Here is a 22,189-nt window from a genome sequence, read left to right as displayed (position 1 = left end):
GCGCCATTGCCGCCGGGCCGCCGCATCGGCCTGACGGCGGATCTCGCGTTAAAGCGCCGCCCGCAGAGCGACACGGACCGCCTCGCCTCGGCATCATCGATCATTGCTCGCATCCAGGCCGCTCATCCGCGCCGCAGCGGCTGGCGGCGGCCAGTTGCTATAATCGGCCATCATGTCCCGCCTCCCGCCAACCTCGCATCGCCCTGTCGCACGCCGCTACAACAGGCGTGCCGGCATGCCGTTCTGGCGGCGCGCCTTGCTTTGCCTGGGGCTGGCCGCGGCCATGGCGGCCGGGCCCTGGTTGCCGTCCGCCTTCGCGCGGGCGCCGCAAGATTCCCCCGCCATGGCAATCTGCAGCGTGGCCGGCGGCGCCGGCAATTCCGGCGGCGCGCCGGCGCATGCGGCGGCCCATTGCCAGCTATGCTGCGGCAGCCAGCCGCCTTATCCGCTGCCGGCGGCCGGCTTGGCCGCAGCCGCCGCGCCCGGCATCAGCTACCCGGTAGCGCGGGCATCCCGGACCAGCGCATCCCCCAGTCTCGCGCCGGGTTCGCCCCGCGCCCGGGCGCCGCCCGCGGCCTGATCATCTCCGCAGCACGACAAACACCGGCCGGATGGAATGGCGCGGCATCCGCCCGCGCGCTCCGGCGCCAACACACCCAAAGGATCACCGTATGAAGCAATTTTTCCAACGCGCCGCCGGCATCGCCGCGGCCATCGCCCTGTTCGCCGTCGCACCGCTGTCGCAGGCGCACGGCTACAAGCTGGGCCAACTCGAAATCGGCCATCCCTACGCGCGCGCCACCGTTCCCGGCCAGCCGGCCGGCGGCGCCTACCTGAGCCTGGAAAACAAGGGAACGACGCCGGACAAGCTGGTCGCCCTGTCGTCGCCGGTCGCCAAAACGACCGAAATCCACACGATGGCGATGGAAGGCAACCTGATGAAAATGCGCGAAGTCGACGGCGGCCTGGCAATCCAGCCCGGCCAAAAGATCGCCATGCAACCGGGCAACGGCTACCACATCATGCTGATGGGCTTGTCCCAGCCGCTCAAGGCGGGCGACAAGGTGCCGCTGACCCTGACCTTCGAAAAGGCCGGCAAAGTGGATGTCATGCTCCACGTGGAAGACCCGGCGGCGGCATCGGGCAAGGATGACATGAAGGGCCACATGCACCACTGATCCCCGCTGGCATCGGGCAGAAACGACAAGGCCGGCAGCGAGCGCAAGCTCCTGCCGGCCTTGTCGTTCCTGATGCGCAATATCAGCCCGCCAGCTTGCGTACCTTGGCCAGCAGCTTGGTGGTCGAACGGTCGTGTTCGAAGGCGATCGCCAGCACCTGGCCGCCATATGCCGCCACGGCACGGCCTTCGGGGATGGCGTGCATATCGTAGTCGCCGCCCTTGACGTAGATTTCCGGCTGCGCTTCCTGCACCACTTCCAGTGCCGTGTCCTCGTCGAACGGCACCACCAGCGATACCGACTCCAACGCGGCCAGCACAGCCATGCGGTCGTCACAGGTATTGATCGGCCGGTCGTCGCCCTTGCCCAGGCGCTTGACCGAGGCGTCGGTATTGGCCGCCACCACCAGCGAAGCACCCTGCGCGCGCGCCTGCGCCAGATAGGTCACATGGCCTCGGTGCAGGATGTCGAATACGCCGTTGGTCAGCACCACCGGCTTGGGCAATCGGGAAATGCGCTCCTTGAGCTGGGCGCGGGTACATACCTTGTCTTCGAAATCGGCCATCTTGGATCGTGTTGTGCCGGCGGCAAATGGCCGGCGGGAATGAAAAAAAGCCGCAACGATGTGCGGCTTTCGATTTTACTGCCTGCGGACGGCCCCGTGGGGGCCTCCGTGTACTGCGCGATAACCGCCCGCTACTCAGGCAGTGGCGACAGCCTCGCCCGGCATCAGGCGCTGGGCGACTTCCTTGCGGTAGCGGTTGAGTTCCTGCACTGTCTCGAAAGTACGCTCGAACAGCAGCGACATGTTGTGCAGGATGCGGTCGACCACCTTCTTTTCCCATTCGGTGTCGAACTTGATCTGGCTGTCCAGCCAGCGCTCCAGCCATTCCGGGTCGGGCAGGCGGCTTTGCACCGTGTCGTTGGGGAACAGCGCCTGGTTGACGTGCAGGTTGGTCGGGTGCAGCGGCTTTTCGGTGCGGCGGGCGGAGGCCATCAGCACGCCGATCTTGGCGAAGGCCGCGCGGGCCTTGTCGCCCACTTCGTTCAGGGCCTTCTTCATGTAGCGCAGGTAGGCGCCGCCGTGGCGGGCTTCGTCCTGGCTGATGATCTTGTAGATCTGCTTGATGACCGGCTCGGTGTGCCAGTCGGCGGCGCAGCGGTACCAGTGGTTCAGGCGGATTTCGCCACAGAAGTGCATCATCAGGGTTTCCAGCGGCGGCGCGGGATCGAACTCGAAGCGCACGTTGTGCAGCTCCTCCTCGGTCGGCGCCAGGTCCGGACGGAAGCGGCGCAGGTATTCCATCAGCACCAGCGAGTGCTTCTGTTCCTCAAAGAACCATACCGACATGAATGCCGAAAAATCGCTGTCGCCGCGGTTGTCGCGCAGGAACATTTCGGTCGCCGGCAGCGCGGACCATTCCGTGATCGCATTCATGCGGATGGTCTGGGCCTGCTCGTCGGTGAGCAACGAAGCATCGAACTTGTCCCAGGGGATGTCCTTATCCATGTTCCAACGGACCTGCTCGAGCGATTTGAACAATTCAGGGTACAGCATCTGTGTGTTTGCCTATATACGTTAAGTATTTGATTTTAACAAAGTTTTTCCCCATCCCATACTAGAACTCCCACGTTTCAGGAATATGACAAGCAACACGAACCGAGCATGGCGTGCCGGGTTCTGCAGCGGGTCGGATCAGGGGAAAGGTGGCTTGCGGGAGGCGGGCTTCTTGTTTTGCCGGGATTGTACAACACCCGCCTTCGCCGACGTGCTCGTATTTGCCTGATTTTTTGGCACTTTCTTGGCTACCGGCGCGCCCGCCTCCGGCTTTTTGGCCGCCTTCACCGAGGCAACTCCCTTGGCGGCGGGCCGGGGCTTGGCTTTGGGCGCCGGCTTGGGAGCCGGCCGCATTGTCTTATTTTCGCTACGCTTGGCGGGTTTCCCGGCTTTGGACGGCTTGATCGGCTTGAGCAACGGCTCCTGCCCGGCCTGTACGCCAGCCATCGCATTGCCCACGGCGTGCGTGAACTGCTGCTGCAACACATTCCACCAGGCGTTGGGATTGACCATGGCGGACTGGAAATCGGCCCCCGTCCCCGGCTGCGCCGCGCCATCCGGCGCCGCCGCCCCGCCGGCAACCGGCTCCGGTCCGCCGGACTGCGGCTGCGCTTCATGCTCCGCCGCGGCGGGCGCCGGTTCCGGCTGCGCCTCCTCCCCGGCGGCAGCGGCCGGCATGCTGCCCGGCCACATCGGGAAGCCGAACGGGAACGCCGGCGCATCCGGCTTCTCTTCGGCGGGCGCCGGCTCGGCCTCGCGCGAGGCCATGATGGCGCTCATGGCCTGCAGCGTCGACAAGGTCGCGCTCTGCACTTCCATCGTCTGTATGGTGGCCTTGAGCATGTTGAGGTTGAGCTCCAGCCAGGAGGCCACGGTCTTGAGGTCAGCGATCTTCTTATTGATATCCTCGACCGACAGCGAAGGCGCCACGATCGAAGGCGCCCCCATGCCGCTCCACATCTGCTTCATGAATTCGATCGTATCGGCCACCGAGCCCGCGCCCGGCATCTTTTCCTGATTCAGCATTGAATACTCCCGTGGATATTGGAACCCCATCAAAACGCAAGCCGGCGCGCCATTCTTGCGCCTCCGGACAGCGCCGCCTCAGCGCGGCGGACGCTGCATCCTGCACGAAGTCGGCAGCACGGTCTGCTCAGCCGGAATGAAGCGCTCGGTGCGGAAGCCGTAGCCGCTGCCTTCGTTGTCGAAGCGGATGCCGCCGCTGTCGGCGCGCTGCATCAGCATCAGGTACAAGGGCTGGATCAGTTGATGGTCGGCCGCGCGCATGGTGGCATCATGGAACGCGCTCTGATAATGCGCGCCTTCCAGCGCATATGCAACCGCCTTGGGATCGGCGCTTTTGGCTTTCTCGATGGCCTTGGCCAGCATCTCGACCATCACCTGCATGCGCAGGTACAGGTAGTCGTCCTTGGCTTGCGGATAGCGCTTGCGGAACTCCTGGTAGAAGGCGTCGCTGGGCGAATCGGCCGCGCCGGTGCCGGCGTTCGGATGCCATTCGGCCACCGCGCGCACCGTGCCCACGCCGGCGTCGCCGATGGCCGCGGGCGCGCCCAGGCTGTTGGCATAGAAGGTATAGAACTTGGCCTTGAAGCCGGCATCCCTGGCCGCCTTCACCAGCAGCGTCAGGTCGTTGCCCCAGTTGCCGGTGATCACCGCATCGGCGCCGGCGCTCTTCATCTTGGCGATGTACGGCGCGAAATCCTTGATCTTGCCGATCGGATGCAGCTCGTCGCCGACGATGGCGATGTCGGGCCGCTTGGCCGCCAATTGCTCGCGCGCGGCCTTGGCCACCTGGCGGCCGAAGCTGTAGTCCTGCCCGATGATGTAGACGCGCCTGGTCTTGGCGTCGGCCTTGATGGCTTCGGTCAGCGCCTGCATGCGCATGTCGGCGCTGGCGTCGAAACGGAAGTGCCAGAAGCTGCATTTCTCGTTGGTCAGCGCCGGATCGACTGCCGAATAATTCAGGAACAGCACCCGGTTATCCGGCTCGCGCTGGTTGTGCTTGTTGACCGCATCGACCAGCGCCGCCGCCACCGCCGAACTGTTGCCTTCGATCAGGAAGGGGATGCGCTGGTCGGTCAATTGGCGGAACTGCACCAGCGAATCCTCCACGCCCAGCTTGTTGTCGAACGTGGACAGCTGCAGCGGATGCCGGCCGTCCGGCAGGGCCACGCCGCCGCGCGCATTGATGCGGTCGATGGCGTAGCTGATGTTGCGCACCACCGCCTCGCCGGCATTGGCGAAGGGGCCTGACAAGCCGTCGATCATGCCGATGCGGATCGGCGCGGCAGGCGCGGCGGCCGGCGCCGCAGCATGCATGGCCAGCGCGGCAACGGCGGCGCAGAGCAATGAATGGAGCTTCATTTTCTTCATCGGTATCCTGTGGAAAGTCGCGGGGCGCACAAGCGGCGCACCCGCACGGCGCACCGCCCTCCCCCTTGAAGAAGCCGCATTGTACGTTGTTTGAAATTGCCTCCGGAATTACCCGCGCCGCCACGACGACGCCAGCCCGATCCGATACACTTGCCGCCATGACAGAAGTTTCCCGCCATCCCAGGCGCTGGCCGCGCGTGCTGGCGCTGGTGGCGCTTTCCCTCGCACTGCACCTGCTGCTGGTGGACTGGGGCAAGCGCCACCTGATCGCATCCGCCGCGCCGGACAGCCAGCAAGCCATCTCGGTCGTGCTGCGGCCGGTGCCGCCGCCGCAACAGCCAGTCTCGCTGCCGGCGGCCAAGCCGCCTGCCCCAAAAAACACACCGCCGAAGAAGACAGCCGCCCCACGCAAGGCGCCGCCGGCATCGATAGAACCTCCCGACGAGCCGATCAGGGAAACGGTAGTCGCCGTCGCCGCGCCAACTTCGCCAGAAACCGTCGCAGCCCCTTCCGGCGCTGTGGACGGCAGCGAAAATACCGCCGCGGGCGGCAAGGACGGCAATGCGCAAGCGGAAGCGCAACCGCCCGCCGCCGGCACCCACTACGACACCGATCCGCCGCCCTCGGCGCGCCTGGAATACGACGTCCAGGCCGCCTACAACCAGATGCCCGTGCACGGCTCCGGCACGCTGGACTGGAAAACCGACGGCAAGACCTACCGGCTGGATGGCAAGGCCGAGGACTTCCTTTTCACCTTCCTCGATTTCTCCAGCAGCGGCGAGATCGATGCCTTCGGCGTCTCGCCCGAGCTGTACACCGAAAAGCGCATGCGCAAATCCGCCACCAATACGCACTTCAACCGCGCGCGCAACGTCATCAGCTTCTCGGCCTCGACCGAAAGCTATCCGCGCAACGGCGGCGAACAGGACCGCGCCAGCCTGGTCTGGCAACTGGCCGCGATCGGCCGCGGCGATGCCGGCAAATACCGGCCCGGCGCGGTGATCGACCTGTTCGTGGCCGGCGTGCGCGATGGCGAAGTCTGGCGCATCCAGGTGCTGGGCGAGGAAGACCTCAAGCTCCCCATCGGCGAAATGCGCGCCTGGCACGTGGTGCGCATGCCCCAGCCCGGTTCCTACGACCAGCGCATCGACATCTGGCTGGCGCCGCTGCGCGACTGGTATCCGGTGCGCCTGCGCTATACCGATCCACGCCAGAACGGCGATTACCTGGATATGCTGCTATACAGACTGAAACAATAAGGCCGCAACTTTTGCGGCAAGCCCTGTCAAAATCGAAAACAATCGAACCAATCGCCCCCATTCACAGAGACCAACACGAAGAGCCCGCCATGCACATCTTCCGCATCGCCACCATCGCAACCGCCCTGCTCGCCGCGCCGCTGGCGCATGCCGCCGACAGTCCGCATCCGGTCGAAAAGCGCGCCTTCAACCTGCCGCCCTCGGCCGAGCTGACATATTCCATCCAGGCCAAGCAAAGCGGCCTGGACATCAAAGGCCAGGGCCTGGTGAAATGGACCGGCAGCAAGACCCGCTACAGCGCCACCACCGAAACCCGCGCGATGCTGCTGGGCAAGATCCTGGAAACCAGCAGCGAAGGCGCCATCGACGCCTACGGCCTGGCGCCGGAACGCTTCATCGAGAAGCGCCTGCGCCGCGATCCTTCGACCACCACCTTCAACCGCGAGCAGAACAAGATCACCTTCACGCAATCGGCCGACAGCTTCCCGCTGCAAGGCGGCGAGCAGGATCGCACCGGCGTCACCTGGCAACTGGTCGCGATCGCCCGCGCCAACGCGGCGAAGATGACGCCCAATTCGGAATGGAAGTTCTTCGTGGCCGGCCCGCGCGACGCCGAGCAATGGACCTTCAAGGTGGTCGGCCGCGAAAAGGTCAGGACTGCCCAGGGCGAAACCGCCGCCGTCCACATCCTGCGCGCCCCGCCGCCGGACGACCAGGGCCAGAAGCTCGATATCTGGCTGGCGCCCGCGATGGAGTGGTATCCAGTGCGCCTGAAATTCACCGACCCGGATGGCGACTATATCGAGCAGGTACTGGATTCGGTCAAGAAAACCAACTAAGCTTGCTGCATAGGCTGGCCACCGTGCCGGCACTGCGACAATCCAGACGCGGGGCCTGAATCGACACATCGTCGAACCAGGCCCCGCCGCATTTGAATACCGTCATCACACGAACAGGCAAGCAACATGTCCCCCACTTCTTCCGCCGCCCCATCCGCACCGACCGTCAATACCCAAAGCGCGCTGGTGCTGTTTTCCGGCGGTCAGGATTCCACCACCTGCCTGGCCTGGGCGCTGGCGCGCTACCAGCGCGTGGAAACCATCGGCTTCGACTACGGCCAGCGCCACGCCATCGAACTGAGCGTGCGCCCGGCGCTGCTGGAAAAGATGAAGGGCTTCTCGCCCGAATGGCAGGCGCGCCTGGGCGAGGACCACATGATCGACCTGTCGCTGATCGGCGCGATCTCCGATACCGCCCTGACGAGCGAGGTCGAGATCGCCATGCAGGACAACGGCCTGCCCAACACCTTCGTCCCCGGACGCAACCTGCTGTTCATGACGGTGGCGGCCACCCTGGCCTATCGCCGCGGCCTGAACGTGCTGGTGGGCGGCATGTGCGAAACCGATTTTTCCGGCTACCCCGATTGCCGCGACGATACGATGAAGGCGCTGCAAGTCGCGCTCAACCTCGGCATGGCCACGCAACTGAAAGTGGAAACCCCGCTGATGTGGATCGACAAGGCCGAGACCTGGGAGCTGGCCCGCACGCTGGGCGGCGACGCACTGGTCGAACTGGTGCGCACCGAAACGCATACCTGCTACCTGGGCGAACGCGGCGCGCTGCACGACTGGGGGCATGGCTGCGGCAAGTGCCCGGCCTGCGAGCTGCGCGCGCGCGGCTACCGCCAGTACCTGGCCCGCCGGCAAACGGCCTGAGCCGGCACGCGCATGCCCATGACCAAAAAATCCCGGCTGCTGGCCGGCGCCGCCATCGTTGCCTTGCTGCTCGGCGGCGCCGAGGCCGCGCGCCGCGCCGCCGACCTGCCCAGCCTGCCGGTATTGGTGAACCTGCAATTGGATCTGACGCCACGCAGCCAGACCTACAAGCTGTACGACGCCAACCCGATCCGGCGCTCCAGCCATCCGGCCCCGCTGCCCACCGCACTGCGCCCGCTCGACCTGGCGCTGCCGTGGAAAGACGGCGGCACGCTCGGCACCGACGCATTCCTCCAGGCCACGCACACCCACGCCTTCCTGGTCGTGCAGGATGGCCAGGTCGTGTTCGAGCGCTACCTCGATGGCTATGACGCCAACTCGCGCTTCACCTCGTTCTCGGTCGCCAAGTCCTTCGTCGCCACGCTGACCGGCGCGGCCCTGGCCGAAGGCAAGCTGCCGTCGCTGCGGGAACCGATCGGCAACTACCTCAGCGCCGAGGAGATCGCTCCGGCCTATGGCCACATCACGGTCGGACAGCTGCTCGACATGCGCTCCGGCATCGATGTCGACGAACGCTACGGCGGCTCGCTTACTTCGCCGGTGGTGCGCATGTATGTCAGCACCGATCTCGGCAAATTCCTGGCCGGCCTCAGCGGCCTGCGTTTCGCGCCGGGCACGCGCTTCGAATACCGCAGCGTGGATACGCTGGTGCTGTCGCGGGTGCTGGCGCGCGCCACCGGGCAGAGCCTGTCAAGCTATGCGCAGCAGATGCTGTGGGAACCGCTGGGCATGGAGCAGGACGCCACCTGGAGCACCGACAGCAAGGCCCACGGCGTCGAAAAGGCCTTCTGCTGCATCAACACCACCACCCGCGACTTCGCCAAGCTGGGCCTGCTCTACCTGAACCAGGGGCGCGCCGGCGGCAAGCAGGTGGTCAGCGCCGCCTGGGCCGACGAACCGCGCCAGCCGGTCAACCGCGGCGACGCCCTCGACTACCGCGATGGCTGGTGGATCCCCCCCGGCAACGAAACCGACCGCGATTTCTCTGCCATCGGCGTTTTCGGCCAGTACATCTACGTCAACCCCGCCACCCGCACCGTGATCGTCAAGCTGAGCGACCACGGCGTGGAGCAGGACGAAGTGCTGACCATGCTGGCGATGCGGCGGATCGCGCACTTCGTTGCCGGCAAAAACTGAAGTAATTTTCTAGCACACATAAAAAACGCCGTCCGCTGTTATAGCGGACGGCGTTTTTTCAATCCTGCGATGACGGCGTTGCGCCAACAATCAGAACAACTCGTTCTTCATCTGCGTCTTGGCCTTTTCCTCTTCCGGCGACAACTGCGGCCGGTCGCCCATGCCCAGGTCGCGCACCATGGCCGCGGGCGGATACTCGGCATAGTAGTACTCGCCGCCGGACTCGATGATGCCGTCCGGCACCTTGCGGTCGACATTGGGCACATCCTTCAGCACCTTCGACATGTAGCTGATCCACACCGGCAGCGCCAGGCCGCCGCCGGTTTCGCGGTCGCCCAGGCTCTTGGGCTGGTCGTAGCCGATCCAGGCGATCGCCGTCAGGCCCGGCTGGTAGCCGGCGAACCAGGCGTCCATCGAGTCGTTGGTGGTGCCGGTCTTGCCGGCCAGGTCGGTGCGCTTCAGCGACAGGGCCTTGACCGCGGTGCCGTGGCGCACCACGTCGCGCAGCATGCTGTCCATGATGAAGGCATTGCGCGCGTCGATCACGCGGTTGGCCTCGTCGTCGGTCGTGGCCGGCTTGGCCTGCGACAGCACGGCGCCGTTGTTGTCGACCACCTTGGTGATCAGGTAGGGGTTGATCTTGTAGCCGCCGTTGGCGAACACCGAGTACGCGCCCACCATCTGCAGCGGCGTGACGGCGCCGGCGCCCAGCGCCAGCGTCAGGTAGGGCGGGTTCTTGTCGGCGTCGAAGCCGAAGCGGGTGATGTACTCCTGCGCATACTTCACGCCCACGCGCTCCAGGATGCGGATCGAGACCATGTTGATCGATTTCTGCAGCGCGCGGCGCATCGAGATCGGGCCTTCGAACTTGCCGCCATAGTTCTTCGGCTGCCACACCTGGCCGCCGGTCTGGGTGAAGGTCAGCGGCGCATCGTTGATGATGGTGGCCGGCGACAAGCCCTTCTCCAGCGACGAGGAATAGATGAACGGCTTGAACGACGAGCCCGGCTGGCGCCATGCCTGCGTCACGTGGTTGAACTTGTTGCGGTTGAAGTCGAAGCCGCCCACCAGCGAACGGATCGCGCCGTCATTGCTGTTGACCGAGACGAAGGCCGACTCGACTTCCGGCATCTGCGTGATGATCCAGCTCTTGCCGTCCTGGAACACGCGGATGATGGCGCCGCGGCGGATCTTCTTCTGCGGCGGCGCCTTGTCCGACAGCAGGTTGGCGCCGAAGCCCAGGCCGGAACCGGAAATCGTGATTTCCTCGCCGGTGGCCAGCACCGCGGTGATTTCCTTGGGCTTGGCTTCCAGCACCACGGCCGCGACCATGTCGTCACTGTCGGGATGGTCGGCCAGCTCGACTTCGATGGCGTCTTCCACCGCTTCCTTGGAGGCGCCCTCGGGCAGCTCCATGTAGCCTTCCGGGCCGCGGTAGCCGTGGCGCCGCTCGTAGTCGATGATGCCGCGGCGCAGGGCGATGTAGGCGGCGTCCTGGTCGGCCTTGGTAATGGTGGTGAACACGTTCAGGCCGCGCGTATAGGTCTCGTCCTTGTACTGCGCATACACCAGCTGGCGCGCCATTTCAGCCACGTATTCGGCATGCATGCCGAAGGCCGAGCTGTCGCCCTTGACCTGCAGTTCCTCATCGCGCGCCGCCACGTATTGCGGTTCGGTGATGTAGCCCAGCTGGCGCATGCGCCACAGGATGTACTGCTGGCGCGCATGGGCGCGCTTGGGGTTGACCACCGGGTTGTAGGCCGACGGCGCCTTGGGCAGGCCGGCCAGCATCGCCGCTTCGGCGATGCTGAGGTCCTTCAGTTGCTTGCCGAAATAGATCTGGGCGGCCGAGGCGAAGCCGTAAGCGCGCTGGCCCAGATAAATCTGGTTCATGTAGACCTCGAGGATCTGGTCCTTGGTCAGGTTGTTCTCGATCTTCCAGGCCAGCGGGATCTCATAGAAGAATTTGCGCGTGGCCTTCTGCAGGAAGGTCGGCTCGTTGCTGGTCAGGAAGAAATTGCGGGCCACCTGCTGGGTGATGGTGGAGGCGCCGCCGCCGCCGCCCGAGAGGTTGGAGAAGGTGGCGCGCAGGATGCCCTGGTAGTCGACCCCGCCATGCTCATAGAAACGGTCGTCCTCGATGGCCAGCACGGCCTTCTTCATGATGTCGGGGATGTCCTTGAAGTGCACCAGGTTGCGGCGCTCCTCGCCGAACTCGCCGATCAGCACGCCGTCGGCCGAGAAGATGCGCAGCGGGATCTTGGGACGGTAGTCGGTCAGCGTGTCGAGGTCGGGCAGCTTGGGATAGGTCAGCGCGACGATGAAGGTCACGCCCAGCGCGGCCATGACCACCACGCCGAGGACGATGCCGAAGAAACCGAGGGCGAAACGGGCGGACCAGTGCAGGCGCTTGCGCGGGGCTTTTTCCGTGTCCGCTTGCGGCTTGCCAGCCGGAGTCGGATTCGGTTTCTCGCCAGCGTTTGGAGGTGAAGACATGCGAAATAAACTAGATAGATGCGGGCCAAATCAAGCCGTGGCCGGATTAAACGAGTAAGGACGCATTATAGCGGCTCGCCCTTGCCGACCGCCTGCCGGCGGCGGCAAGCGGCGCCGGAATGCCGCCGCGAAGGAGGATCGGCTTCGAACTGCGTTCAATTTGCATCGATTTGGCGCAATCGGCAGGCAATCGTCCCGCGCCTGGAAGATGGCGAGTGTTGCAAATAGACCAAACCCTTGGGACCTGGCCTGCCGTCGCGGTTCCCGCCCTGCCCGATTCATTTGCGCGGCATTCCTCAAGTTTCATCTATTGCCTGCCCGATGCGGCCTGCCGAACAATCACCGGCTCCATCGATATGCATTCCGACAAGGCACTTCCGCGTGGCATTTTCACTGGCATTGAAGCAAGGCCGAATCGGCGCCCATGGCGTGTGCGCCGGGCTGGACATCGGCGCCGACCGCATCAGGCTGGCCGTACTGCGCCGGCAGCGCGGCGGGCTGCGGCTGGCGCTGCTGGCCGAACATGTCTTCGACCGGCCCATCTGCGACGATGGCCGGATCGGCGACTTCGAACTGCTGGCAACCGGCTGCCGCCAGTTGCTGCGGCGACCTGCATCCCCTGTCGGCCCGATTGCCCTGGCCATCCCCGCGACAACGGTCGCATTGATCCGGCTGACGCTGCCGGCCGCTTCGAGCGAACTGCAGCGCTGGGCGCAAGTCCGCGCCGAAGTGGCCGCCTGCCTGCGACAACCGCCGGATGAATGGGCCATCGACTACCGGGTGCTCGGCCCGGCGCCGGCCTCGCCCGCCGATGTGCAAGTCCTGGCCGCCGCCGCACCGGCCATGCTGGTGGAAGACCGGCTGGCCCTGGCCGAATCGCTGGGCATGGCCGCATGCGCGGTACTGGTGGACGGTTGGCGCCTCGCGGCCTTCCTGCGCGCCCCGGATCCCGATGCCGCCGTCCTGCACCTGGACGCCGCCGCAGCCTGGCTGTCGCTGCACGCGCAACACTGGCATCCGCTCGCCTGGCGGCCGGACGGTTCGCCGAGCGCCGGCCTGCTGACAGAACTGGCGCCGCTGCTGCGGCCAGCGCCACGGCTGCTGCTAAGCGGCGATGCCTGCGGCCTGGATGCGCTGGCGGCGGCGCTGCGCAAATACGCCGGAATCCCCGCAACGGTTGCCGCACTCCCCCCGCAGATCCTTGTCGAAGACCATGCGGCGACTGCAGCCGGGCCGCGTCACCTTTCCGCATTTCACTGCGCCATTGCGCTCGCCGCCGAAGGACTGACGTGAGCGATTGCCCCGACTCCCTGAATTTCTCCCTGTCCCCGCTCCAGCGCCGCCGGGCCCGCGAGCGCACGTTCTACCGCTGGCTGGCGTTTGCCGCGTTGCTGGGCATCCTGCCGGTACTGGCACTGGCCATGCGCATCGATGCCCATACAAACGGCATCGGCACGGCCAACCGCCTGCTGCAGCAGGAATTGCAGGCGCTGCAACCGCAGCTGGAGCAGCTCGCGGCAAGCCAACGCAATATCGCGCACATGCAATCCCGCCTCGCGACGCTGGACCGGCAAGCCATCCTGCGCGCGCAGGCCGCTTCGCTGCTGCGCGCCGCCTCCGCCGCAGCGCGGCCGGAAATCCGGCTGTACCGGATCGCCCTGCAAACAGGCGCGGGCGAACTGCGCGGCCATGCGGCCGAAATGCGCGATGTCCAGGCCTATGCCGAGGCCCTGCGCCAGGCCGGCATGGAAGGCGCCACCCTGCACGAGCTGCGGGCGCTGGAAACGCATCCCGGCGGCGGACGCTACGACTTCACGCTATCGCTGCCCTTGACGCTGCCGCCATTGGACGGCCCTGCCGATGCCGACGGACGCAAATGAAACGGCGGCCCGCCTTGCCGACGCATCCCGCGCATTGGCCGCCGGCCGCGCGCATCGTGCTGCTGCTGGCGGCGGCACTGGCTTGCGCCGCCAGCGGGCTAGTCCTGTATGCGCACGAGCGCAGCGCACTGCGCCAGGCCGCGGAAAACCTGCGCCACAGCTTGCAATCGCGCCTGACCGACGCGTTGGCAAAAACCTCCGGGTTGCCGGCGTTACGTGCACAGGAAAACCTGCTCGGCATGCGCTTGCTGGTCGCGCAAGAACAGCTATGGACGCAAGACGGCCATGCCGATGCCGGGTTACTGCAACTCAAGCTGGCGCGCCGCGCCGAGGAATGTGGCCTGGAGATGGCATCGTTCAAGCCGCTGCCGCCAGCCCACGCCGAAATCAGCGTGGGCGGCGAATACGCCAGCTTGCTGCGGTTCGTGGAACTAGTCACCCGGCCGCCGCTTCCGGTACGGATCGAATCGATGGAACTGGCCCTCCACGCCACGCGCGACGGCGGCCAGGCCTTGCTGATGAAAGCCGTCCTGAGCGCTGCGCTGCGCGACGCGGATACCCAACCATGACATCGCCCCGCATTCCCCGCCTGCCGGTGTATTTGTTCATTGCCGGCCTGCTGGCCGGCTGCGGCGCAGCAGAGCAGACCGAGGCGACCCGCGCCTGGATCGCCTCGGCCAAACGCGAAGCCGGCTCCCGGGTACAGGTAGCACAACAACCCGAACAGGCCGGCGCTTCCGATGCCGAAACTGTCGCCATCGATGGCCCGCATGCCGATCCATTCGGCATGGCTCAGCGGCGCAACGCCAACGTCTCCGGCCGCAAGGCTGATTCGGAGCATGCCAAACCAATCCAAAACATCGAGCCGCAGATCCGCGTGCTTGGCACACTGGTGCAAGAAGGTTCCGCCTACGCGGTACTGCAAGTGGACGGCCGCAGCGTACGGGTACGCACCGGCGACGAACTGCCCGCGAAGCTGGGGCGCGTCATCCGCGTCGACGAACAGTCGGTGGAAATAGCCAACGGGGGAACGACACGTGTGTTGGAAATAGGAAACGGCGATCCGCCGGCATCGGCGTCCGGCATGCGGCCAGCCCGCCAGCCGAAGCAGCGCCGGCTGGTCCGGCCGGGAGCGGATGCGTAATGCCCATCATCCGTTTCTTGCTCATCCTGCTGGCCTGCGCTTTCTCACCCCTGCCGTCGGTTGCCGCAGAAAACCAGCTTGAGTCGATCAGCGTACAACCGAAAGACGATGCGGCCGTCGTCGAACTGCACTTCACCCATCCCCCCGAACCGGGGCAAATGACAGAGTTCGCCACCCTCAACCCGCCGCGCCTGGTACTCGATTTCCCCCTCACCACCAATGCCGACGGCATCAGCCGCAGCGTGCGTGGCGCCGGGATCGTCAGCAGGGCCACACTGGCGGCCGATGAGCGGCGCTTGCGCCTGCTGCTCGACCTCAAACGCAGCGCGACGCACCAGTTGCACCATGACGGACGGCGGCTGCGCATCTCGCTGCGCGAAAGGCATGAGTCCCCGCAACAGCTCGATGCCTCCCCGCCCCTGCTGGCCGGCATCGACTTCCGCCGCGGCCCGGCCGGCGAAGGGCGGATCGAGCTGGAACTGCCGTCGGCGCAAACCCAGGTCCAGGTGCGCCAGTCGGGCCAGAAAATCATTGCCGACATTCCCGGCGCCCAGTTGCCCGCCTCGCTGCAGCGCCGCCTGGATGTGGGCGACTTCGCCACGCCGGTGGCGCGCTATGCCGCCATGCGCCACGATGGCGGCACGCGGCTGGTGATCGAACCGCAGGGACTGTGGCGCTACAACGCCTACCAGCTCGGGCGTCGTTTGCTGATCGATGTGCTGCCGGCGACGGCGCATCCGCACCGTCCGGCGGCGGGAAACAGCTACCAGGGTGAAAAACTGTCGCTGAACTTCCAGAACATCGACGTCCGTTCGGCGCTGCAAGTGCTGGCCGATTTCACCGGGCTCAACATCATCGCCAGCGACGCCGTCGGCGGGCAGCTCAGCCTGCGTCTCAAGGACGTCCCCTGGGACCAGGCGCTCGACACCATCATGCAGGCGCGCGGACTGGGCATGCGGCGCAACGGCAACATCGTCTGGATCGCGCCGCGCGAGGAAATGCTGGCGCGCGAAAAACAGGAGCTGGAACAAAAGGCCGCGATCGCCGACCTCGAACCGCTGCATGCCGAGGTGTTCCAGCTCAACTACCAGCGCGCCGAGGCCTTCCGCCGCGCCTTCGGCATCGGCGAAGACGGCGCGGTACTGGCCGAGCGCCGCAACGCCCTGCTCTCGCGGCGCGGCAGCGCGGTGGTGGATGCCCGCACCAACCAGTTGTTCGTCACCGATACCATCGCCGTGCTGGCCAATATCCGCAAGCTGCTCGAACGCATCGACGTGGCCGCGCGCCAGGTGCTGATCGAGGCGCGCATCGTCGAGGCCGACGACAGCTTCGGCCGCAACCTCGGGGTACGGCTAGGCTTGTCGGCCAGAACCAATGGCGCGGCCATCGGCAATTCCTACGGCCATGCGGGCGAACTGAGCGGGCAGGCGCCGCCCACGCCCGGCGCCTTCGCCAGGGAATCCGCCGTCAACCTTCCGGCCCCGGCCATCGGCGGCGCGTTGCCGGGCAGTTTCGCCTTCACCCTGTTCAACGCCGCCGCGCACCGTTACCTCAATGTCGAGCTGTCGGCGCTGGAGTCCGAAGGACGCGGCAAGATCGTCTCCAGCCCGCGCGTGATCACCGCCGACCAGCAAACCGCGCTGATCGAACAGGGCGAGGAAATTCCCTACCAGCAATCCACCAGCAGCGGCGCGACCGCCACTGCTTTCAAGAAGGCCAACCTGAAGCTGGAGGTGACGCCGCAGATCACGCCGGACGGCAACGTCATCCTCAGTGTCGACGTCAACAAGGACAGCCGCGGCACCGCCACGCCCGGCGGGCTGGCGATCAACACCAAGCACGTAAAGACCCAGGTCGAGGTGGAGGACGGCGGCACCGTGGTGATCGGCGGCATCTACACCCAGACCGAACACCGGCGCGAGGCCAAGGTGCCGCTACTGGGCGACATCCCGGTGCTGGGCGGCCTGTTCCGGCACAGCGCCCGAATACAGGACAAGACCGAACTGCTGATTTTCCTGACGCCGCGGGTGGTGGCGGCCCCGTACCGCCCTTGATGCGCATTTTTCCCCGGCGGGCCGCCAAGGACGGTAGAATCGGCGTTTTAGCCTAAGGCAGCGCTGAATAAGTCCCCGTCGCGTGGCATTTTGCGCAGAATTTTTGATATGACAGGAAGCATCTTCCTTGTCGGCCTGATGGGAGCCGGCAAGACCACCATAGGCCGCGCCCTGGCCAAGAAGCTGGGCAAGCGCTTCGTCGATTCGGACCACGAAATCGAGGCGCGCACCGGCGCATCGATTCCGGTCATCTTCGAGATCGAAGGCGAGGAGAGTTTCCGCCGCCGCGAAGCCGAAGTCATCCGCGACCTCTCCTCGCAGCCCGACATCGTGCTGGCCACCGGCGGCGGCGCCGTGCTGCGCGCCGAAAACCGCGAGAACCTCAAGCGCCGCGGCACCGTGATCTACCTGCGCGCCAGCGTCAGCCAGATCCTCCAGCGCACCGGCCGCGACAAGAGCCGCCCGCTGCTGCAAACCGCCGACCCGCGCCGCAAGCTGGAAGAGCTGTCGCGCCAGCGCGAACCGCTGTACCGTGAAGTGGCCGACTTCATCGTCGAAACCAACCGCCCCAACGTGCAGTTCCTGGTGCAGACCATCATGAGCCACCTGGAGCTTTCCCCCAAACACGTCGAAACCGATTGTGCCGCTGCCGATACAATGGTTGTCGAACGCGCCAGCGCGGCGATGGTTGCCGGCGAAAGCGGCATGGCCTTTGCCGCAAGCGCCTCGATCGCCACCTACTCCGGCTCCGGCCATCTCCAGAACGCAAGTCCCATGAACCAAGCCAATCCCGCCAGCGCCGCCCCGATCACCCTTGAAGTCGACCTGGGCGAGCGCAGCTATCCCATCCTGGTCGGCCGCGGCCTGCTCGACGATCCCGCGCTGCTGCCGCAGTTCGTCAAGGGCCGTCGCGCCGCCATCGTCACCAACGACAAGGTCGGCCCGCTGTACCTGGACAAGGTCAGCCGCGCCCTGCGCGCGGCCGGCAAGCAGGTCACCGAGATCGTGTTGCCGGACGGCGAAGAGCACAAGAACTGGTCCAGACTGATGCGCATCTTCGACGCGCTGCTGACCGAGAAATGCGACCGCAAGACCACGCTGGTCGCGCTGGGCGGCGGCGTCATCGGCGACCTGACCGGCTTCGCCGCGGCCTCCTACATGCGCGGCGTGCCTTTCGTGCAGGTGCCGACCACGCTGCTGTCGCAGGTGGATTCGTCGGTGGGCGGCAAGACCGGCATCAACCACCCGCTGGGCAAGAACATGATCGGCGCCTTCTACCAGCCGCAGGCGGTGATCGCCGACACCGGCACGCTGCACACGCTCCCCGCCCGTGAACTTTCCGCCGGCATCGCCGAAGTGATCAAGCACGGCGCCATCATCGACGCACCCTTCTTCGACTGGATCGAAGCCAACGTGGGCAAGCTGGTGGCCAAGGACGACACCGCGCTGGCCTACGCCATCCGGCGCTCCTGCGAGATCAAGGCCGACGTGGTGCGCCAGGACGAGCGCGAAGGCGGCCTGCGCGCCATCCTCAACTTCGGCCACACCTTCGGCCACGCCATCGAAAACGGCCTGGGCTACGGCGAATGGCTGCACGGCGAAGCGGTCGGCTGCGGCATGGTGATGGCGGCCGACCTGTCGCTGCGCCTAGGCTATATCGACGCCGCTGCGCGAGAACGCCTGCGCGCCGTGACGGCAGCGGCCGGCTTGCCGACGGTGGCGCCCGATCTTGGCGCCGGGCGCTGGCTGGAACTGATGGAAGTCGACAAGAAAAACGAAGGCGGCCAGATCAAGTTCATCCTGATCAAACCGCTGGGAAGTCCGCTGATTACCAACGCGCCGCAGGAATTGCTGATGCAAACCCTGGCGGCCTGCACCTCCGGAGAGTGAGATGTCATTTGAAGCGCCGCAAGTCTTAGCCCCCTACGCCGCCAACCCGGCCAGTTCAAGGGGCCGGCGCTTCAGTGAAACCCCACCGGGTTCGCGCAGCGAATTCCAGCGCGACCGCGACCGCATCGTCCACTCCACGGCCTTTCGCCGCCTCGAATACAAGACCCAGGTCTTCGTCAACCACGAAGGCGACCTGTTCCGCACGCGCCTGACCCACAGCATCGAAGTCGCGCAGATCGCGCGCTCCTGCGCGCGCAACCTCCAGCTCAACGAAGACCTGGTAGAAGCAATCTCGCTGGCCCACGACCTCGGCCACACGCCGTTCGGCCATGCCGGGCAGGACGAGCTCAACGACTGCATGAAGGAACACGGCGGCTTCGAACACAACCTGCAAAGCCTGCGCGTGGTGGATGAGCTGGAGCAGCATTACGCCGCCTTCGACGGCCTGAACCTGACCTTCGAGACGCGCGAAGGCATCCTCAAGCACTGCTCGCTCCACAACGCCCGGCTGCTCGGCGACGTCGGCCAGCGATTCATCGACAAAAAGCAGCCCTCTCTGGAGGCGCAACTGGCCAACCTGGCCGACGAGATCGCCTACAACAACCACGACATCGACGACGGCCTGCGCTCCAACCTGCTGGGCATGGCGCAGATGTGCGAGGTGGATTTCTTCGCGCGCCACCTGCGCGAGGTGGAACAGGCCTATCCCGGCATCACCGGGCGCCGCGTGATCCACGAGACGGTGCGCCGCATGATCAATGCGCTCATCGTCGACCTGATCCACACCTCGCAGGCGCGCATCGCCGACACGGCGCCGCGCGGCATCGAGGACGTGCGCAACGCGCCGCGCCTGATCGCCTTCTCCGACGCGATGGCGGCCGAAGCCGCCATCCTGAAGAAATTCCTGCGCGAAAACCTCTACCGCCATTACCAGGTCAACCGCATGACCGCCAAGGCGCGCCGCATCATCAGCGAGATGTTCGACGCCTTCGTCGGCCAGCCCAACCTGCTGCCGCCGGACTACCAGGTCAAAGGCATCGCCGACGACACGCAACGCCGCCACAAGCAGGCGCGCCAGGTCGCCGACTACATCGCCGGCATGACCGACCGCTATGCGATCCGCGAGCACCGGCGGCTGTTCCTGATGGAAGAAGCATAATTAATTCGAGATTTCCCATCTATTCCGGCCGCTGCCGATAACGGCCGTTGTACTCCTGCGGGGCGTTGATAACATCGGGGGTTCCCCCTGATCACGCAACAAGGAGGCCATCATGCGGACACCTGCGCTGGTGCGGCTCGGCATCGTGCTGCTCGCCTGCCTCGCCGGTAGCGCCGCGGCCGCCGACGACGACATCGTGATCGGCCAATCGGCCGACCTAAGCGGCCAGCATGCGCATGTCACCCGGCAATTCCTGGCCGGCGCCAACGCCTACTTCACTCAGCTCAACCGCCAGGGCGGCATCGGCGGCCGCCGGATCAGGCTGGTATCGCTGGACGACAAGGGCGACCCGGTCCTGGCGATCCGGAACACCCAGCAACTGCTGCAAGCCGACAAGGCCCTGGCGCTGTTCGGCTATGTCGGCTGGCAGACCAGCAGCGCCGTGCTGCCGGTGGTCAATCAGAACGGCGCGGCATTCTTCGCGCCCGTCACCGGCGCCCGCGTCGTCTACGCCGAATTCAACCGTCATGTCTTCACCGTCCGCGCCAGCTACGTTGATGAATACAATTACCTGTTCGCCCATTTTTCCAAGGTCGGCCTGAAACGCATGGCGATCTTCACCGACGCTCCCGACATCCCCAGCAGCGCCCTCATGCAGCGCATGATCGCCGCCGCCAGGGTCGAGCTGGTGACGGCGGAAAGCGCCATCGGCCAAAGCATGGAAGACATGGCCGGCAAGCTCATCCGGGCGCGCCCGGACATCATCCTGGCCATGAGCATCTCGCCGGCGCTCAATGTTCCCCTGATCGGCATCCTGCGCGCCAAAGGCTACCGCGGATACGTCTATTGCTCGTCGCTGGTCTACAGCACGCTGGCCAACGGCCCCCGCAAAGCGCTGAGCGGACTGATCGTCTCGCAGATCGTGCCCTTTCCGTGGAAACCAGGTTTGCCGATCGTGCGCGAATACCAGCAGACGATGTCCCGGGCCCACATCGGCGATTTCAGCCATCTCGGACTGGAAGGCTTCATCGCCGCCAAGGTGCTGGCGGAAGGCATCAGGCGCGCGAATCCCGCCCTGACGCGGGAAAAACTGATTGTCGCGCTGGAAAGCATCAATGAAAAGAACTACGACGGGCTCGGATACCGGATCAATTTTTCCAAATCCAATCACCACGGCTCCACCTATGTCGATCTCACCACGTTCACCAAAGCCGGCACCTTCGCCCATTGAGCGGGAATGAGCGGCGCCGGTTTGCGAAAGGGGGGAGACGCCGAACGCCGGCCAGCGGTACGAGGCTGAAAAAGCAGTCTGGCAAATTGTTAAAATCCGGCAACTCCACACAAAACGATACGTTCTGTCTCAATTCCACACCGAAATTCTTACATCAGAAGTTGTTCTTCTGACCTTCAGAATCCGCTGCGCCTGCCGTAAGTTGACGAAGGACTGCCGCTTTCCCCCCCCTTTTTTCCGTGCGCGGTCCTTGTACAGGAGACCGTTATGGCCATCAGCACCGCTACCGGCAACGTCGACGCCAAGTCCATGCTGCCCACCACCGCCACTTCCACCGACCAGGCCAGCCCGCAGGCCGCCTCGTCATCCGGCGACAAGATCGCCGAGGCGAAAAAGGCCAACCTGCTGACCGAATCCGGCGCCCGTGCCCAGCTCAACGTTTCCATCCTGCAAGCGTCGCTGGAAGTGTCGCTCAATTCGCAGAACGATCCGTTGTCGCTGGTCTACAAGAGCGCGATTGAGAACATCAACGACGTGCTGCGCCCGGAACTGGGCGACAACGCCATCCAGAACGCCATGTCGCAGGACAACTCCCCCGAAGGCACGGCAGGCCGCATCGTTTCGTTCATCACCAACATGTTCGAGCTGTTCAGGAAGAACCATCCGAACGATGACGACAGCACCAACGTCGACAACTACATGAACCTGATTTTCAAGGGCGTCGACCAGGGCTTCAAGGAAGCGCGCGGCATCCTCGACAGCCTGAACGTGCTCAACGGCGACATCGCCGGCAACATCGACAAGACCTATGACCTGGTGCAGAAGTCGCTGGCCGACTTCATCGCCAAGATCAAGGGCGGCAAGCAGGAGGGCGATAACGGCGATACCGACAATGGCAATGGCAACGACGCCGGCGGCGGCACCGTGGTAGCCAGCGAAACCACCGTCAGCATCTCGATTTCGGTGAGCCAGACGCGCATCAGCACCACTGCCTGAACGCACGCACATCTGCCAGGCAACAAAAAAACAGGCCG

21 protein-coding genes are annotated in these 22,189 nt (G+C 65.4%); 15 read left to right on the top strand and 6 right to left on the bottom strand.

Annotation, left to right across the window (positions count from 1 at the left end; genetic code table 11):
* Positions 1 to 216: 216 nt before the first annotated feature.
* Positions 217 to 345 (bottom strand): hypothetical protein, encoded by a 129-nt coding sequence (locus J7548_RS07890; RefSeq protein WP_290972781.1) that lies wholly within the window; start codon positions 343 to 345, stop codon positions 217 to 219.
* On the opposite strand from J7548_RS07890, the gene J7548_RS07885 reads away from it, so the two are divergent.
* Both J7548_RS07885 and J7548_RS07880 read left to right on the top strand, forming a co-directional pair.
* Positions 344 to 580, top strand: coding sequence for a hypothetical protein (locus J7548_RS07885; protein WP_290972778.1), 237 nt, complete (start codon positions 344 to 346; stop codon positions 578 to 580). The two genes, J7548_RS07890 and J7548_RS07885, sit on opposite strands and share 2 nt — an antisense overlap.
* Positions 581 to 671: 91 nt before the next feature.
* Positions 672 to 1,178, top strand: a complete 507-nt coding sequence (locus tag J7548_RS07880) for a copper chaperone PCu(A)C (protein ID WP_290972776.1) — start codon at positions 672 to 674, stop codon at positions 1,176 to 1,178.
* 82 nt (positions 1,179 to 1,260) lie between these two features.
* On the opposite strand, the gene rfaE2 is transcribed toward J7548_RS07880, so the two are convergent.
* The 4 genes from rfaE2 to J7548_RS07860 all read right to left on the bottom strand — a co-directional run bounded on the left by rfaE2 (position 1,261) and on the right by J7548_RS07860 (position 5,076).
* Positions 1,261 to 1,743, bottom strand: coding sequence for a D-glycero-beta-D-manno-heptose 1-phosphate adenylyltransferase (gene rfaE2 / locus J7548_RS07875; RefSeq protein WP_290972773.1), 483 nt, complete (start codon positions 1,741 to 1,743; stop codon positions 1,261 to 1,263).
* Positions 1,744 to 1,878: 135 nt separating this feature from the next.
* Positions 1,879 to 2,736 (bottom strand): diiron oxygenase, encoded by an 858-nt coding sequence (locus tag J7548_RS07870; protein WP_290972770.1) that lies wholly within the window; start codon positions 2,734 to 2,736, stop codon positions 1,879 to 1,881.
* A gap of 138 nt (positions 2,737 to 2,874) precedes the next feature.
* Positions 2,875 to 3,762 (bottom strand): PhaM family polyhydroxyalkanoate granule multifunctional regulatory protein, encoded by an 888-nt coding sequence (locus tag J7548_RS07865; RefSeq protein WP_290972767.1) that lies wholly within the window; start codon positions 3,760 to 3,762, stop codon positions 2,875 to 2,877.
* Between the two features lie 78 nt (positions 3,763 to 3,840).
* Entirely contained in the window at positions 3,841 to 5,076 is a 1,236-nt protein-coding gene (locus tag J7548_RS07860; protein ID WP_290973349.1) for a branched-chain amino acid ABC transporter substrate-binding protein, read from the bottom strand.
* A gap of 212 nt (positions 5,077 to 5,288) precedes the next feature.
* Between J7548_RS07860 and J7548_RS07855 the strand changes: the two genes are divergently transcribed.
* The 4 genes from J7548_RS07855 (at position 5,289) to J7548_RS07840 (ending at position 9,301) form a co-directional block, all read left to right on the top strand.
* Positions 5,289 to 6,389, top strand: a complete 1,101-nt coding sequence (locus J7548_RS07855; RefSeq protein ID WP_290972764.1) for a DUF3108 domain-containing protein — start codon at positions 5,289 to 5,291, stop codon at positions 6,387 to 6,389.
* A gap of 89 nt (positions 6,390 to 6,478) precedes the next feature.
* On the top strand, positions 6,479 to 7,228 hold the full coding sequence (locus J7548_RS07850) for a DUF3108 domain-containing protein (RefSeq protein WP_290972761.1): 750 nt from the start codon (positions 6,479 to 6,481) through the stop codon (positions 7,226 to 7,228).
* A 126-nt stretch (positions 7,229 to 7,354) separates the two neighbouring features.
* Entirely contained in the window at positions 7,355 to 8,104 is a 750-nt protein-coding gene (queC, locus tag J7548_RS07845; protein ID WP_290972758.1) for a 7-cyano-7-deazaguanine synthase QueC, read from the top strand.
* An 18-nt stretch (positions 8,105 to 8,122) separates the two neighbouring features.
* On the top strand, positions 8,123 to 9,301 hold the full coding sequence (locus J7548_RS07840; protein WP_343584061.1) for a serine hydrolase: 1,179 nt from the start codon (positions 8,123 to 8,125) through the stop codon (positions 9,299 to 9,301).
* 90 nt (positions 9,302 to 9,391) lie between these two features.
* Here the strand turns inward: J7548_RS07840 and J7548_RS07835 are convergent, their stop codons facing one another.
* A complete protein-coding gene (locus J7548_RS07835) occupies positions 9,392 to 11,647 on the bottom strand; it encodes a penicillin-binding protein 1A (RefSeq protein ID WP_290973346.1) in 2,256 nt (751 codons plus the stop codon).
* 531 nt (positions 11,648 to 12,178) lie between these two features.
* Between J7548_RS07835 and pilM the strand changes: the two genes are divergently transcribed.
* From pilM to J7548_RS07790, 9 genes are all read left to right on the top strand, one after another.
* Positions 12,179 to 13,090, top strand: a complete 912-nt coding sequence (gene pilM / locus J7548_RS07830; RefSeq protein ID WP_290972750.1) for a pilus assembly protein PilM — start codon at positions 12,179 to 12,181, stop codon at positions 13,088 to 13,090.
* A complete protein-coding gene (locus J7548_RS07825; RefSeq protein WP_290972747.1) occupies positions 13,087 to 13,677 on the top strand; it encodes a pilus assembly protein in 591 nt (196 codons plus the stop codon). Before pilM ends, J7548_RS07825 begins: the two co-directional genes overlap by 4 nt.
* A complete protein-coding gene (locus J7548_RS07820) occupies positions 13,674 to 14,246 on the top strand; it encodes a hypothetical protein (protein WP_290972745.1) in 573 nt (190 codons plus the stop codon). Before J7548_RS07825 ends, J7548_RS07820 begins: the two co-directional genes overlap by 4 nt.
* The gene (locus J7548_RS07815) at positions 14,243 to 14,821 is read left to right on the top strand and encodes a pilus assembly protein PilP (protein ID WP_290972742.1); all 579 of its coding nucleotides are present in this window, start codon (positions 14,243 to 14,245) and stop codon (positions 14,819 to 14,821) included. The genes J7548_RS07820 and J7548_RS07815 overlap by 4 nt, the downstream gene beginning before the upstream one ends.
* Positions 14,821 to 16,875: a type IV pilus secretin PilQ gene (gene pilQ, locus J7548_RS07810; protein WP_290972739.1), complete on the top strand. Its 2,055-nt coding sequence runs from the start codon at positions 14,821 to 14,823 to the stop codon at positions 16,873 to 16,875. The genes J7548_RS07815 and pilQ overlap by 1 nt, the downstream gene beginning before the upstream one ends.
* A 108-nt stretch (positions 16,876 to 16,983) precedes the next feature.
* Positions 16,984 to 18,765 (top strand): bifunctional shikimate kinase/3-dehydroquinate synthase AroKB, encoded by a 1,782-nt coding sequence (aroKB, locus tag J7548_RS07805; RefSeq protein WP_290972736.1) that lies wholly within the window; start codon positions 16,984 to 16,986, stop codon positions 18,763 to 18,765.
* A gap of 1 nt (position 18,766) precedes the next feature.
* Complete coding sequence (locus J7548_RS07800) at positions 18,767 to 19,924, top strand: deoxyguanosinetriphosphate triphosphohydrolase (RefSeq protein WP_290972733.1); 1,158 nt, start codon at positions 18,767 to 18,769, stop codon at positions 19,922 to 19,924.
* Positions 19,925 to 20,036: 112 nt separating this feature from the next.
* Positions 20,037 to 21,155, top strand: a complete 1,119-nt coding sequence (locus J7548_RS07795) for an ABC transporter substrate-binding protein (RefSeq protein WP_290972729.1) — start codon at positions 20,037 to 20,039, stop codon at positions 21,153 to 21,155.
* Positions 21,156 to 21,422: 267 nt separating this feature from the next.
* Positions 21,423 to 22,151: a DUF5610 domain-containing protein gene (locus tag J7548_RS07790; RefSeq protein ID WP_290972726.1), complete on the top strand. Its 729-nt coding sequence runs from the start codon at positions 21,423 to 21,425 to the stop codon at positions 22,149 to 22,151.
* Positions 22,152 to 22,189 lie beyond the last annotated feature (38 nt).

The organism is Herbaspirillum sp. (genome assembly GCF_017744395.1).
Taxonomy (GTDB): domain Bacteria; phylum Pseudomonadota; class Gammaproteobacteria; order Burkholderiales; family Burkholderiaceae_D; genus Herbaspirillum.
Note: the sequence above shows the minus strand (reverse complement) of the source record. Positions and strands in the feature narration are given on the sequence as shown.